This window comes from Rhodoferax sp. U11-2br, from assembly GCF_018619435.1.
GTDB lineage: Bacteria > Pseudomonadota > Gammaproteobacteria > Burkholderiales > Burkholderiaceae_C > Rhodoferax.
The window spans coordinates 1-13,394 of record NZ_JAHFZF010000003.1 but is presented as its reverse complement, the minus strand read 5'-3'; the positions used below and the strand labels follow the sequence as shown (position 1 = coordinate 13,394).

At 61.3% G+C, this 13,394-nt stretch carries 13 protein-coding genes; 10 read left to right on the top strand and 3 right to left on the bottom strand.

The window, feature by feature from the left end; all coding sequences use genetic code 11:
- Nucleotides 1-100: 100 nt before the first annotated feature.
- From KKO72_RS02525 to KKO72_RS21345, 8 genes are all read left to right on the top strand, one after another.
- A complete protein-coding gene (locus KKO72_RS02525; protein ID WP_371736804.1) occupies nucleotides 101-1,156 on the top strand; it encodes an extracellular solute-binding protein in 1,056 nt (351 codons plus the stop codon).
- Entirely contained in the window at nucleotides 1,153-2,871 is a 1,719-nt protein-coding gene (locus tag KKO72_RS02520; RefSeq protein ID WP_214935172.1) for a diguanylate cyclase domain-containing protein, read from the top strand. Before KKO72_RS02525 ends, KKO72_RS02520 begins: the two co-directional genes overlap by 4 nt.
- A 126-nt stretch (nucleotides 2,872-2,997) precedes the next feature.
- The gene (locus KKO72_RS02515; RefSeq protein WP_214935170.1) at nucleotides 2,998-4,131 is read left to right on the top strand and encodes an aromatic ring-hydroxylating dioxygenase subunit alpha; all 1,134 of its coding nucleotides are present in this window, start codon (nucleotides 2,998-3,000) and stop codon (nucleotides 4,129-4,131) included.
- A gap of 69 nt (nucleotides 4,132-4,200) precedes the next feature.
- On the top strand, nucleotides 4,201-5,088 hold the full coding sequence (locus tag KKO72_RS02510) for a DMT family transporter (protein WP_214935168.1): 888 nt from the start codon (nucleotides 4,201-4,203) through the stop codon (nucleotides 5,086-5,088).
- A 57-nt stretch (nucleotides 5,089-5,145) separates the two neighbouring features.
- Nucleotides 5,146-6,003: a sulfurtransferase gene (locus tag KKO72_RS02505; RefSeq protein WP_214935166.1), complete on the top strand. Its 858-nt coding sequence runs from the start codon at nucleotides 5,146-5,148 to the stop codon at nucleotides 6,001-6,003.
- Between the two features lie 14 nt (nucleotides 6,004-6,017).
- On the top strand, nucleotides 6,018-6,602 hold the full coding sequence (locus KKO72_RS02500; RefSeq protein WP_214935164.1) for a YqiA/YcfP family alpha/beta fold hydrolase: 585 nt from the start codon (nucleotides 6,018-6,020) through the stop codon (nucleotides 6,600-6,602).
- 361 nt (nucleotides 6,603-6,963) lie between these two features.
- Nucleotides 6,964-7,470 carry a hypothetical protein gene (locus KKO72_RS02495; RefSeq protein ID WP_214935162.1) on the top strand — a complete coding sequence of 169 codons (507 nt, stop codon included), beginning with the start codon at nucleotides 6,964-6,966 and terminating at the stop codon, nucleotides 7,468-7,470.
- A gap of 10 nt (nucleotides 7,471-7,480) precedes the next feature.
- Nucleotides 7,481-7,822: a zinc ribbon domain-containing protein gene (locus tag KKO72_RS21345; RefSeq protein ID WP_214935160.1), complete on the top strand. Its 342-nt coding sequence runs from the start codon at nucleotides 7,481-7,483 to the stop codon at nucleotides 7,820-7,822.
- A 501-nt stretch (nucleotides 7,823-8,323) separates the two neighbouring features.
- Here the strand turns inward: KKO72_RS21345 and KKO72_RS02485 are convergent.
- Both KKO72_RS02485 and lysA read right to left on the bottom strand, forming a co-directional pair.
- Complete coding sequence (locus tag KKO72_RS02485) at nucleotides 8,324-8,593, bottom strand: AbrB/MazE/SpoVT family DNA-binding domain-containing protein (RefSeq protein ID WP_214935158.1); 270 nt, start codon at nucleotides 8,591-8,593, stop codon at nucleotides 8,324-8,326.
- A gap of 76 nt (nucleotides 8,594-8,669) precedes the next feature.
- Entirely contained in the window at nucleotides 8,670-9,920 is a 1,251-nt protein-coding gene (gene lysA, locus KKO72_RS02480) for a diaminopimelate decarboxylase (protein ID WP_214935156.1), read from the bottom strand.
- A 92-nt stretch (nucleotides 9,921-10,012) separates the two neighbouring features.
- On the opposite strand from lysA, the gene KKO72_RS02475 reads away from it, so the two are divergent.
- Nucleotides 10,013-10,987 (top strand): LysR family transcriptional regulator, encoded by a 975-nt coding sequence (locus KKO72_RS02475; protein ID WP_214935154.1) that lies wholly within the window; start codon nucleotides 10,013-10,015, stop codon nucleotides 10,985-10,987.
- 74 nt (nucleotides 10,988-11,061) lie between these two features.
- Complete coding sequence (locus KKO72_RS02470) at nucleotides 11,062-12,021, top strand: alpha/beta hydrolase (RefSeq protein ID WP_214935152.1); 960 nt, start codon at nucleotides 11,062-11,064, stop codon at nucleotides 12,019-12,021.
- Nucleotides 12,022-12,054: 33 nt separating this feature from the next.
- On the opposite strand, the gene KKO72_RS02465 is transcribed toward KKO72_RS02470, so the two are convergent.
- A complete protein-coding gene (locus KKO72_RS02465; protein ID WP_214935150.1) occupies nucleotides 12,055-13,131 on the bottom strand; it encodes a hypothetical protein in 1,077 nt (358 codons plus the stop codon).
- Nucleotides 13,132-13,394 lie beyond the last annotated feature (263 nt).

Sequence of the window (13,394 nt, the reverse complement as noted above, 5' to 3'; positions counted from 1 at the left end):
TTAGGCGCTGGCAGTTTCACCCAAGCTGACACCAAAAGCAGGTACGATCATCGGGTCTTAGCAAAACGTTGATATAAATCAAACTATTAAAAACGTGTCTGTGAATTGCTTCAAAACACCCCTGCAACTCTGGCGTTGGTTGGGCCTGCTACTGGCCCTGGTGCTGCCCACGCTCGGCTTTGCAGATATCTTGCGGGTGTTGAGCTGGCCCGGTTATGCGGACGCTGACCTGGTCAAGGCCTTTGAGGCCCGCACCGGGCACAAGGTCAATGTGACCTTCATCGACTCGGACGAAGCCCTGTGGCAGCGGGTGCAGCAAAACCAGGGGAAGGACTTTGACGTGTTTGCCGTCAATACCGCTGAGCTGCAGCGCTACATCCATGCCGGACTGGTCTCCCCCATCAGCCTCGCCAGGATTCCCAACACCCGTCACCAATTGCCACGGTTTCGCGAGCTGGAAAACATCAAGGGGCTGGTGCGCCAAGGCCAGGTGTTTGGTGTGCCCTACACCTACGCCGAGATGGGCCTGATTTATGACCGCCAGCAGTTCAAGACCCCGCCCAGCTCGTTGACCGCCTTGTGGGACCCGCGTTATCAGGGCAAGGTGCTGGTCTACAACAGCAGCAGCCACAACTTCACCCTGGCGGCCCAGTCCCTGGGCAACCACAAACCCTTCGAGCTGACGGGCAAACAATGGACCACCACGGTCAACCAGCTGATCGCCCTGCGCCGCAATGTGCTGGGCTTCTACACCCAGCCCGACGAATCGGTGGAGCTGTTCCGCGACAAAAAAGCCGCCCTGATGCTGGCCAACTACGGCTCACAACAGCTGCAATTGCTCAGGCGTGCCGGTGCCGACGTGGGCTACGCCATCCCCAAAGAAGGGGCTCTGGCCTGGCTCGACACCTGGGCCATCCTGCGCCCGACCCAGAAATCGGCACTGGCACATGCCTGGATCAACTACCTGCTCGAACCGGCCCCGAGTCAGGCCCTGGAAATGCGCCAGGGCCTGGCCAATACCGTGTCAGAACCGGCCCACCTGCAACCCCAGGACCGCCTGGTCTGGCTGGAGCCGGTGGAAAACAGCGAGCGGCGCCAGCAGTTGTGGGAACGTATTTATTCGGGTGACCGCGCCGCCAGGGTGCTTGGCCCATGAAATGGGGGCTGGCGACCCGGCTGGGCAGCGTGTTGGCCCTGGTCAGCCTGCTGATGGCGGGCATGACCGGCCTGTATGCCTTCCAGGTGGCGCGTGACCTGCTGGTGCAAGCCACCAAGGACGAGCTGATGACCGCCACCCAGGTGGTGGGACGACGCATTCGGGACGTCCATCTCGACGCTTCCCGTGACCTGCACATGCTGAGCAGACACCCGGCCAGCCTGGCGCTGCTGCAGAACCCGTCGCCCCAGCAGGCGACCCAAGCCGACCAGCTTGCCACCCTGTTCGAGCTGATCATGGCCGCCAACCCCGGCTACTTCCAGATCCGGCTGATCTCGGCCAGCGACTCGGGGCTGGAGCGTGTGCGGGTGGACCGCGACGGCCAGCAGTTGCTGCGCATTGAAGGCGACGACCTGCAGGAAAAAGGCCACTACCCCTATGTGTCTGACCCCCTGCAGATGCCTGCGGGCAGCACCTACCAGTCGCGCACCGTGATCAACCACGAACGCGGCGCCCATGCCGGGCTGGGCCAGCCCACCGTGCTGCTTGCCTCACCGGTGGTCAATGCCCAGGGCCAGACACTCGGGGTGATCGTGATCAACATCGACCTCAAAGGCGCGTTTTCCCGGCTCGCTGCCGATTTACCCGCTGAGTTCCAGCTGTATCTGGCCAACCGGGATGGCGACTTCCTGATCCACCCCGACAACACCCGCACCTTTGGTTTTGATACCGGACGCCGGGTCTTGCTGCAGGACGAGTTCCCGCCCACCCGCGACCTGGTGGCGCGCCGGGTCGACCAACTGGTGTTCGAAGCCGACAGCGGCGAACATGCCACGGAGCCGGTGATCGCCACCTTCACCGCCAACCGGGCCAGGTCCGATAACCCGGACGCCGCCGGATTTCTTGGCCTGGCGCAACCACGCAGCAACGTGCTGCAGCGCTCCCACGCGCTGGGCCTGACCATCCTGCAGATCGCCAGCGTGCTGGGGCTGGTCGGTTTTGCGCTGGCCCTGCTGCTGGCGCGCTGGGTCACTCGGCCCCTGAACACCATGAGCAATGCCGTGGCGCGTTTTTCCATCGGGCACCCGATCCTGGGCCTGCCACTCACACGCCAGGATGAAATTGGCCAGCTGGCGCGCAGTTTTGAGCAGATGCAACAACAGATCCACCAGCAGTTCACCGAGTTGCAGGCCAATCGCCAGGAACTGGAACACCTGGCGCGCCACGACCCCCTCACCGGCCTGCCCAACCGGCGCTTGTTCATCGAGCGGCTCGACAACGCACTGGCACGTGCCAAACGCACCCAGACCCAGCTCGCCGTGATGTTCATCGACATGGACCACTTCAAGACCATCAACGACCAGTGGGGCCATGAGGCCGGCGACGCGGCGCTGCAATGGGTGGCGCAGCGCTTGCTGGAGCACACCCGCGAGACCGACACCGTGGCGCGCCTCGGCGGTGATGAATTTGTGGTGCTGCTCGACAACCAGGTGCAGACCGAGCAGCTGGCCGGGGTCGCACAAAAACTGATCGACAGCATGCGCGAGCCCTGGTTTTTCAACGGCCACCTGTGCCAGATCCAGCTCAGCATGGGCATCAGCCTGTACCCGCAAAACGGCGACACCGCCGACGCCCTGCTCAACAGCGCCGACAACGCGATGTACCGCGTCAAATCCGCCAGCCGCAACAACTTCGGTTTTGCGCCAGAAGGCTGACAAACCCAGGTGTTTCAAGCACCCCAGCTACAATCGAGCCGCTTTCGCGCCAGCTTCGGCTGGTTTTTTTCACTCTGCACTTTGCTTGTGCATCTCCCTGTGGGGAGTCTTTAGGTCAGGTCACCCATGTCTGATTTAAGTCTTCAACTGCAGCAGGCCACCGGCCAACTACCAGTTTCAGCTTATTTTGAAAACGCGCTGTACCAGCGCGAACTACAAACCCTTTTCCAGCGGGGACCACGTTACGTGGGCCACGCCTCCAGTGTGCCCAACGTGGGCGACTATTACGCCCTGCCGCAGGAAAACGAAGGCCGCGCGCTGATCCACACCGACAAGGGCATCGAGCTGGTCTCCAACGTCTGCCGCCACCGCCAGGCGGTCATGCTCAAGGGCCGTGGCTCGCTCAACGCCGACGGCTCGGCCAACAACGTGGTCTGTCCGATCCACCGTTGGACCTACAGCGCCAGCGGCACGCAACCCGCCGGCACGCTGATTGGTGCGCCCCACTTTGCGCAGGACCCGTGCCTGAACCTGACCAACTACCCGCTGCAGGAGTGGAACGGCCTGCTGTTTGAGGCGGGCCCCGGCGCGCGTGATGTGACGGCTGACCTGGCCGACATGGACACCCGCGCGCAGCTCGACTTCTCGGGTTTTGTGCTCGACAAGGTGGAGTTGCACACCTGCAACTACAACTGGAAAACCTTCATCGAGGTCTATCTGGAGGACTACCACGTGGGCCCGTTCCACCCGGGTCTGGGCAGTTTTGTCACCTGTGACGACCTGCGCTGGGAATTCAAGGAACACTACTCGGTGCAGACCGTGGGGGTGTCCAACGCGTTCGACCGGCCCGGCTCGGCCGTCTACAAACGCTGGAAAGAGGCGCTGCTGGCCTACCGTGGTGGCCAAGCGCCGCAGCAGGGCGCGATCTGGCTTACCTATTACCCGCACATCATGGTCGAGTGGTACCCGCATGTGTTGACGGTGTCGACCCTACACCCGATGGGGCCGGACAAAACCCTCAACATGGTCGAGTTTTATTACCCCGAGGACATCCAGGCGTTTGAGCGCGAATTTGTCGAAGCCCAGCAGGCCGCCTACATGGAAACCTGCATCGAGGACGACGAAATCGGTGAACGCATGGACGCTGGCCGCAAGGCGCTGCTGATGCGCGGCGACAACGAGGTCGGCCCCTACCAGAGCCCGATGGAAGACGGCATGCAACACTTTCACGCGTGGTACCGCCGCCAGATGGCCTTGTGAATCCCATAACTTTGATAGCTGCTAGCCCTTGTTATATAAGGGCCAGAGGCACTTTTTACTGATAAAACCATGCAAGCCCTGTGGATGGTCCTGGCGGCCTTTTTATTTGCCACCATGGCCGTCGGGGTCAAGATGGCCGGTGCGGACTTCAACGCGTTTGAGCTGGTGTTCTACCGGGGTGTGATCAGTGTGGTGTTCATGGCGATGGTGCTGCGCTCCCGCGGTGTGTCGATTGCCACCAAGTACCCGTTCATGCACGCCTGGCGCTCGATGATCGGGGTGTTTTCGATGGTCTGCTGGTTTTACGCCATCGCCCACCTGCCGCTGGCCACCGCGATGACGCTCAACTACATGAGTGGTGTCTGGATGGCCGCTTTTGTGATTGGTGGCGCGGTGTTGTACGGCAAACCCGGCAACCAGGGCATGCTGATGGCCACGGTGCTGGTCAGTTTTGCCGGAGTGATTCTGCTGCTGCAACCCTCGCTGGCAGAAAACCAGCTGTTTGCCGGACTGATTGGCCTGCTCTCGGGTCTGGGCGCGGCCATGGCCTTGTTGCAAGTGGCTTCGCTGGGCCGTATTGGCGAGCCCGAAGGCCGGGTGGTGTTTTATTTCTCGATTGGCACCTTGCTGGTGGGCTTGGCGGGCTCATTGTGGACGGGCTTCACACCCTGGAGCAGCGTGCGCTGGCAGGCGCTGGCCTGGCTGCTGCCGATTGGGGTGCTTGCCACCCTGGGCCAATGGACCATGACCCGCGCCTACAGCCGTGGCTCGACCCTGCTGGTGGCCAACCTGGCCTACCTGGGCATCGTGTTTTCAGGCGGATATGGCCTGCTGCTGTTTGGTGAACAAATCACCGCCGTGGGCTGGGCAGGTATTGCGATGATCCTGGTCAGCGGGGTGACCGCCACCGTGCTGCGGACGCGCGCACTGCCCAACGCCCCCGCCGACGAACACTGAAGGCGTGTCCCGGCTTCCTAAAATGCCCGTCTGAAGACACCACGCAGGAACCACCCGATGTACACCACCCTGATCTCCGTAGCCCAACTGCAAACCTTGCTGGCCAGCAGCCAGCCGCCCCTTGTTTTTGACTGCAGCTTCGAGCTGATGCAACCCACCGCGGGTGACGCGCAGTACCTGGAGAGCCACATCCCCGGCGCCTTACGTGCCGACCTGGACCGGCATTTGAGCGCCAAAGGCGCCCCCGACGCCGCCAGCGGTGGCCGCCACCCGCTGCCCTCACGCGCCGCCTTCGCCACCTGGCTGAGCAGCATGGGCCTCACACCCGAACGGCAAGTGGTGGTGTATGACCGCCAGGGCGTCAACTACGCGGGCCGCCTGTGGTGGATGCTCAAGTGGCTGGGCCACGAGGCGGTGGCGGTGCTCGACGGTGGCCTGCCCGCCTGGACCGCCGCCGGTGCTCCGGTAGAGGCTGGCCCTGTCCCCACAACTCAAGCATCCAATTACCCGCTAGCCCCCGAAAAGGCTGGGCTGGTAGCTGCAGATTCGATAGTTAAACAACTCGGCAAACCCAGCCAGACCGTGATCGACGCGCGAGGCGCACCGCGCTTTCGCGGCGAGGTGGAGCCGCTGGACCCGGTGGCCGGCCACATTCCCGGCGCACTGAACCGCCCGTTTCCCAACAACTTGGATGCCAAGGGCTTCTTCAAACCCGCAGCCGAGTTGCGCACCGAGTTTGAGGCCCTGCTGGCCGGTCGCGACCCGGCCACTGTGGTGCACCATTGCGGCAGCGGTGTGAGCGCCGTGCCCAACATCATCGCAATGGAAGTCGCCGGCCTGGGCCGCGCCGCTTTGTACGCTGGCAGCTGGAGCGACTGGTGCAGCGACCCCAGCCGCCCCATGGCCCAAGGTTGAACCCAGCCGCCGCCATGCCCACCACCCACCTGCTGTATTTACACGGCTTTCGCTCCTCGCCTTCGTCGACCAAGGCGCGCATGACCGCCGCCGCCGTGGCCCGCCGCCACCCCGGCGTGACCTGGCTGTGCCCGGCACTGCCACCCTCCCCCCAACATGCGATGGCGCAGGTGATGCAAGCGATCACCAACTGGCCCAAGGACTCGATGGCCGTCATGGGCTCGTCGCTCGGCGGCTTTTATGCCACCTGGCTGGCCGAGCGCCTGGGCTGCAAAGCGGTCTTGCTCAACCCCGCCATCCAGCCAGCACGCGACCTGGCCGCACAAATTGGTGAACACAGCCTGTGGCACGACCCCGAGCAACATTTCACGTTTGACCAGTCCCACGTGGACGAACTCATCGCCCAGGAAATCCCCCACATCAGCCAACCCGAGCGCTACTTTGCGGTGATCGCCAAAGGTGACGAGGTGCTGGACTGGCGCGAAATGCTGGCCCACTACCCCGGCGCGGCCATCAAACTGCTACCCGGCGGCGACCACGCGCTGAGTGACTTTGACCAGCATCTGGATGAGGCGTTGGATTTTTTGAATTTGGTTTGAGTTGGGGGGATGCCCGCTAGACGTGAACGATAGGCCTGCCCACACAGGCAAGTGATCGGCTGGATCGCAGCCATCCATATGCGTCGTCCAGTGGGCTATAGTCAAACCACATGAAGTGCGTGGAAAGCGAACCAGACACTAGCCAAATTTCGCCAGGATAGGCGACAAGGTTCAAAGGGGCGGAAATGACTTCAACTTCAGGCGAAATTGATTGCAAACCCTGGCGGCACGGGTCTAGCCGCTTGATGGACGTCGCCATCAATGGGTGGAATCTCAGATTATTTTGTCGTCTAGCTTGGGATGGCCAGAATAGGCGCTCAGCTACGTCACGTTAGACCGCTTGCACCGAGAAGACCGATTCATGCCACTCGATCCTGACGTTCTTGATGCTGTGACCACCGCGCTAAAGTTTGTGGGGCTTACATCGTTTTCTAGCTTTATCGCCCTGCAAGTTGCTTGGATCTCTTTTCCCCCAGAAATCACTATCGAAGGCGTCATCGATAAAAGCAAGAAGCTCAACTCAGAGTCCAAGCTAAAAATCAAGAACCTTGGAAAGCTACCCGCAAACGACATCCGCACAAACATAACGAAGTTAAATTTCGTTCTCGGCAGAATAAGAATGCGAGACTCAGCAATCATCAACGCACCAAAACCAATTTCTCGCCTTGCCAATAGCGAGACGACGGAAATCTCGGTGGCGCCTGGCGTGATGATCCAAGATGGGGGATTCTTTAGCGAGTTCGACTACAGCATTGAACTTACGTATGAGGCAAAGCTTTTCTTTCTGAAGAAGACTTTCCGCAAAATATGGCTTGTTGAACTCCGAAACATTGGGGAAGAGTTCGCTTGGCACGTCTCACTTGCATAGTGGAGTTTCTATGCCTTTCTATGAATACCAATGCAATAAGTGCGCAACCATAACAACGCATCTTCGCCCCATGTCGGAAAGGCATAACCCTCTAGCCTGCCCTGCGTGTAGCGCAAGTACGCATTTGACCCTAAGCCCTTTCTCAACGCCACACAGTCACGGGGCAGCAGCAGAGCCGCAGTCTACGGATGAGCCACCTCAAAGGCCTTCTGGTGGCATGCAACTCAGAAACGTGCACATCGAAAACTGCAATGTCGGCATAAGCTTACCTGCAGGCGCTCAGGTGGACATGAGTGGCGTCACGTTCAAGGACGTGAAAACTCCAGTCGAAATTCGAGGCAAAAATCAGTAATAACCGAGGTCCAACTGGCGGTTCAACGCGGACAAAAATGCTTCGCATTTTTGACGGTTAACCTGGGCGTTAAACCTGCATTTTGAACGACTGCTTGGGAGCGATTCATCTGACCGCTATCAGCCTTAAAGAGCCGGTCACAGATATAGCCAACACCAGCCAGGGCATTGGTTCAAGTTGATGAGTTGAAACCGCAGAACAGGTGATCAACCGCAGCAGAATAGGCTGCACCGGGCTTTCTCAACGTATTCCGTCTCTGTTCTCACGCTACCTGTTGCTGCATTGCGGATGGCAGATGTCCTAGCTTTCTGGACCACATCAGCCCAACCACCACAGGGGCGTGGGCTGGGCGGAAGTTGAGGCCGATTTTAAAAAGCGAAGCGTCATGAGGCCTCGGCTTTCGGCCAGCCCGCGCCCCGGGCCACTGCCACAGAGGGCTTACGGTGCAGGGCATTGCAGACACCAGCAGGCGAATCACCACATGGATGTCAAGCGCCACCCTCAGTTTTGAAGGCCGCTTGTGGCTTCTTGCAACACAGCGGCGTTCAGGTCTTCCAGACTGACCGCCGGGCCTTTGTAAGCCAAGCGGCTGCGGATGGCGGCCAGCCCCTCTGGCAAAGCCGTGCTCTGGCGGGCCACTACCGGTTTGAGCAGCACGCCTTCAACCGTGTCAATCACTTCCAGCCGTGCGCCAACCTGCCAGTCGTGTGCATCACGCAGTGCTTTGGGGATGGTGATTTGCCCTTTGCTAGACAGCCGCGTCAGATGCATGGAGTGCGTCCCAAAAGAAGTAAGAACCGTATCTTGCCTTTACTTTCCAAATCCACAAAACGGCCACCCGTGAGTCTTAAACCGCCTCCAACGCCAACAACTCCGCTACCGTCTGCTTGCGCCGAATCAGCCGTGGCTCGCCATCCTCCACCAACACCTCGGGAATCAAAGGCCGGGTGTTGTAGTTGGAGGACATCGACGCACCATACGCGCCGGTGTCGTGGATCACCAGCAGGTCACCCACCTGGGCTTGCGGCAGCGCGCGGGTCAACACCACACCGCCCTCACCTTGGGTGAACACGTCACCCGACTCACACAGCGGGCCGCCAACCACCGTGTCAAACACCGGGCCGGTGGCGGCTGTGCCGTCAGCGTGAATCAACTCCATGCTGTGGAAACTGCCGTACATGGCCGGGCGCATCAGGTCGCTGAAACCGGCGTCGACCAGCACAAAACGCGCGCTGCCCTGGTCTTTGACGGCACGCACCTCGGCCACCAGCACGCCGGATTCGGCCACTAGGTAACGGCCCGGCTCAATCTCCAGCGCCACCGGGTGGCCCAGCAGGGCGGCAATCTCTTGGCGGGCGGCGTCCCACAGGCTGAAGTAGTGCGCGGTGTCGATCTGCGGCTCACCGGCCTGGTACGGGATCGACAAGCCGCCGCCAGACGAAATGGCCTGCAGGTCCATGCCTTGCGCCTTGACGGTGCGCACCAGCGCCACCATCGCACCACACACCTCCTGCAAATGGCTGTAATCCACGCCCGAGCCAATGTGCATGTGCAAACCCACCAGCTTCAGGCCGTTGGCGCGCACCTTGTCCAACGCCTGCGGCAGCTCGCCGTGCCAGATGCCGTGTTTACTGTGTTCACCGCCGGTGTTGGTCTTGTTGCTGTGGCCGTGGCCAAAACCGGGGTTGATGCGCAACCACACCGGGTGGCCGGGGCTGACACTGCCGAGTTGGTCCAGCATGTCAATGGAGCCGCAGTTCACCGGCACACCCAGCTCGGCCACACGGGCCAGCGTGGTGCGGTCCAGCAGGTCGGCGGTGAAGACGATCTCGGCATGACCGTTGTGTTCACCGGGTTTAAAACCCGCAGCCAGGGCACGCTCGATCTCACCGAGAGAAACCGAGTCCACAGACACACCACAGCGCTTCATGAGCCGCAGGATGTGGGTGTTGGAGTTGGCCTTTTGGGCGAAGCGGATCACGTCAAACTGGCGCAGTGCGGTCACTTGGCGTTCGATGGTGGCAGCGTCATAGACCCACAGCGGTGTGCCGTGGGTGCGGGCCAAACTGGCCAGTGTGTCGGGGGTAAATGGGTTCATGGGGTCATGATGCCCGGCTTTGTCTATGCTAACAATGCCTATTATTTTGCAGATCCATTCACAATAGATATGGTTTTGACTACCATGCAGGCATGAACACGCAGCCAACCAGCACGACCGCCCCGGCCTTGACCCACCGCCAGCTGGCGATTTTTCGCGCCATCATGCAACACGGCAGCCTGAGCCGCGCGGCAGAGGTGACAACCTCAAGCCAACCGACCCTGAGCCGCGAGCTGGCGCGGCTGGAGTACCTGCTGGGTTTTGATTTGTTTGACCGGGTGCGTGGCCGGTTGCGCCCCACGGTACGTGCGCTGGCATTGATGCAGGAGGTGGAGCGCTCCTTTGTCGGGCTGGATCAGATTGCGGCGCGTGCCCAGGAGTTGCGCACCCTGTCCACTGGGCGCCTGCGCCTGGCCTGCCTGCCCGCGCTGGCGCAGGCACTGGTGCCCCAAGCCCTGTGGGTCTTGTCACAGCAGCAGCCCTCAGCGGCGGTCAGCGTCTACCCACTGGAGTCACCCTGGTTGGAACAAGCCTTGGGGGAACAGCGTTTTGACCTGGGCATCAGCGAAACCACCGAGGCACCGGTGGGGACCACGCTGCAGACCATCCTGCAGGTCAACGAGGTGGTGGTGCTGCCAGCCCGCCACAGCTTGTGCCACAAGGCAGTGCTGACCCCGCAGGACTTTGAGGGCGAGCCTTTCGTCAGCCTGGCTGCGGGTGACAGCTACCGGACACAAATCGACCAGATGTTTGCCCTGGCCCACGTGAGCCGATTGACCCAGCTGGAATGTGCCAGCGCAGCGGCCGTGTGTGCCATGGTGCGCCAGGGTCTGGGGGTGGCCATTGTGAACCCGCTGACCGCCATGGCCATGGCCGGGCCGGACTTGGTCGTGCGCGCCTTGAGTACACCGATTGCCTTCACGGTCAGCCTGTTGCTGCCAGAGGTGGCCGCGCCCCACCCGCTGCGCCCCGCGCTGGTGGCGGCCTTGACCAGCGTTGCAATCGGATTTGACACAGCGCAAAGAAGCCCGTCGGCGGGACCCCAAAACCCTGTTCTGCACGGCTAACATCTCGCCGCGCTCACAAAAAACTGGCCAAGCTGCCGATGCCTGGCAATGTGTTCACCCGTTGGAGAAAACTGATGCAAAAAATCGCGATGACAGGTCTGTTGGCAACGGGCTTGCTGGCCAGTTGCCTGGCAGTTTCAGCGCCACTCAAGACACGCGACGTGATTGAGTTGTGGCCAGGTTCGGTGGGGCCCGGGTCTGAGCAGTCACCGGCAAAACTCACCATCACCGAACGCAGCAAGGTGGCGTACTGGCCAGACCGCATCGTCACGGGCATCACCCGGCCCAACCTGACCGCCTTTGTGCCGGACAAGCCCAACGGCACCGTGGTGATCGCCGCCCCTGGGGGTGCGTACTCGCGCATCGTGCTGGACAAGGAAGCCGCCGAAATGGCGCACTGGCTCAACCCCTACGGCGTCACCGTGCTGCTGATGCAATACCGTCTGCCCGCCGAAGGCCATGTCAACGGCTGGGATGTGCCGCTGCAAGATGCCCAGCGTGCTGTGCGCCTGGTGCGGCACAACGCCAAGGCATGGGGTCTGGACCCGAACAAGGTCGGCTTTTTGGGCGCCTCTGCCGCAGGCCACATGGGGGCCATGCTGGGTGCCAAGTTCGACAGCACGGTGTATACGCCGGTGGATGCGGCTGACCAGTTGTCAGCACGCCCTGATTTTCTGATGCTGCTCTACCCGGTGATCTCGATGGAAACCGGCCAAACACACCTGGAAAGCCGCACCAACTTGCTAGGCAAAGACCCATCGCCCGAGCTGATCAAGGCCTACTCGGCAGACCAGCAGGTGAGCAAGGCATCACCGCCCACCTTTGTGGTGCTGGCTGAAAACGACTCTGCCGTCCCACCCGCCAACGGCATCGCCTACCACAACGCGCTCAAGGCACTGGGTGTGCCCACCGAGTTGCATGTGTTCAAGGAAGGTGAACACGGTTTTGGTATTCGGGATGCGCGGCAGCTGCCGGTGTCCAACTGGCCCAATCTGGCGGCAAGCTGGCTCAAGTCGTTTGGTTTGGTGCCGTAACAGCGCCCCGCCGCCACACCGAGCGGCCACCCGCTACAAATCCACCTGCTGCAGTGTGCCAACCGCCCCCGACTCGTACAAAAACACCCCGGTGCGGCGCACCTGGCCCAGGGTCTGGTTGCTGGCCGTGTTGACTGAGAACGGACTGGCCACCCGGCCCAGGTACAAAGCACCGACACCGTTCTGGGCCAAGCTGGTCAAACTGTCCTGACCATTAGCGTTTTTCTGCCAGACTTGTAACTGGCTGTACACCGCGTCGTTCTCGTCGATCCACGAGTTGCCGTCCAGGTCGTACTGGGCCAGGTCGGCAAACCCGTCGCCACTGCTGGGACCAAACAGCTCAGTGCCGTTGTTCACTTGGCCGTCTTTGTTTTTGTCCAGCACCAGGAAGCCGCTGCCACCGGCCACAAACGCGATGTTTTCGGTCTGGCCGTCGGTATTGAGGTCAAAGGCAAACTGCGCGTCGCTCAGCTGGGCGCCGGTGCCGTCGAAGTTGATCACCAGCGGGTCCTGGCGCACCGCATCACCCGCGCGAATCGACAGGCTGCTGTCTTGCACAAAACTGCGGCTCATGGCCAGTTGCAGGCTGAACTGGATCGTTTGGCCATCACTCGTCTTGACCACCCCCTGGGCGCTGACCTGGGTGGATTCGGCCTCCACGATGTGTTCACTGGCATCAATCTCCAGGCCCCAGCCAGCCGCTTGCGGTGCCGCAGCCGCCTGGGTGCTGCTGGCTGCTGCGGGCGGTGGTGACAACTGTGTGCTGGTTTGGGCTTGCAGATCACGCGCGTCAAACACCTTCACTTCACGCCCGGTGATGGCTTTGACTATGTCCATCAGCACCCGCAGGCGCGGCGTCAGCGACTGAATGTCGCCGTCGGATGCCGCCTCACCCGCTGGGACAGCCTGGGCTTGCGCGTGTTGCTGCAGCTTCTGACGCGCGCCGTCCGAGAGCGTCACACGCACCGCCGGGGTGTGCTGCACGTCACGCTCAAGTGAGCGCGGCGAAAGTGGCTGGCCAACCCAGGCGCGCAAGCGGGTCTGGGTACTGCGCCAGGACAGGCTGCTGTGCTGGCTTTGCAGGGCGACGGCGGATTCGGTGATCTTCATAAACGCTCATCGGCAGAAATGAACTGGAATTCACCCTCTTTTTTCACTTTATTTTTCAACACCCCATTCGCAGACGCGGGTGCCTGTGTGAACAAACGCACACACTTTGGGCGGCACTTGGCAGTATGCTGCCCTTTGCCAAACCGGCATGGTTTTCCAATCTGAGGAGCCCAGCATGCAAAAAACCGCCAACCGCCGCCATTTCGTCCAATATTTCTCGCTGGCAGGTTTCACCCTGATCGCAGCCTGCTCGGACAAACCAG

Coding starts and splice junctions, on each gene's coding strand:
- KKO72_RS02520 (WP_214935172.1), top strand. CDS start 1,153: ATGAAATGGGGGCTGGCGACCCGGCTGGGCAGCGTGTTGGCCCTGGTC.
- KKO72_RS02515 (WP_214935170.1), top strand. CDS start 2,998: ATGTCTGATTTAAGTCTTCAACTGCAGCAGGCCACCGGCCAACTACCA.
- KKO72_RS02510 (WP_214935168.1), top strand. CDS start 4,201: ATGCAAGCCCTGTGGATGGTCCTGGCGGCCTTTTTATTTGCCACCATG.
- KKO72_RS02505 (WP_214935166.1), top strand. CDS start 5,146: ATGTACACCACCCTGATCTCCGTAGCCCAACTGCAAACCTTGCTGGCC.
- KKO72_RS02500 (WP_214935164.1), top strand. CDS start 6,018: ATGCCCACCACCCACCTGCTGTATTTACACGGCTTTCGCTCCTCGCCT.
- KKO72_RS02495 (WP_214935162.1), top strand. CDS start 6,964: ATGCCACTCGATCCTGACGTTCTTGATGCTGTGACCACCGCGCTAAAG.
- KKO72_RS21345 (WP_214935160.1), top strand. CDS start 7,481: ATGCCTTTCTATGAATACCAATGCAATAAGTGCGCAACCATAACAACG.
- KKO72_RS02485 (WP_214935158.1), bottom strand. CDS start 8,593: ATGCATCTGACGCGGCTGTCTAGCAAAGGGCAAATCACCATCCCCAAA.
- lysA (WP_214935156.1), bottom strand. CDS start 9,920: ATGAACCCATTTACCCCCGACACACTGGCCAGTTTGGCCCGCACCCAC.
- KKO72_RS02475 (WP_214935154.1), top strand. CDS start 10,013: ATGAACACGCAGCCAACCAGCACGACCGCCCCGGCCTTGACCCACCGC.
- KKO72_RS02470 (WP_214935152.1), top strand. CDS start 11,062: ATGCAAAAAATCGCGATGACAGGTCTGTTGGCAACGGGCTTGCTGGCC.
- KKO72_RS02465 (WP_214935150.1), bottom strand. CDS start 13,131: ATGAAGATCACCGAATCCGCCGTCGCCCTGCAAAGCCAGCACAGCAGC.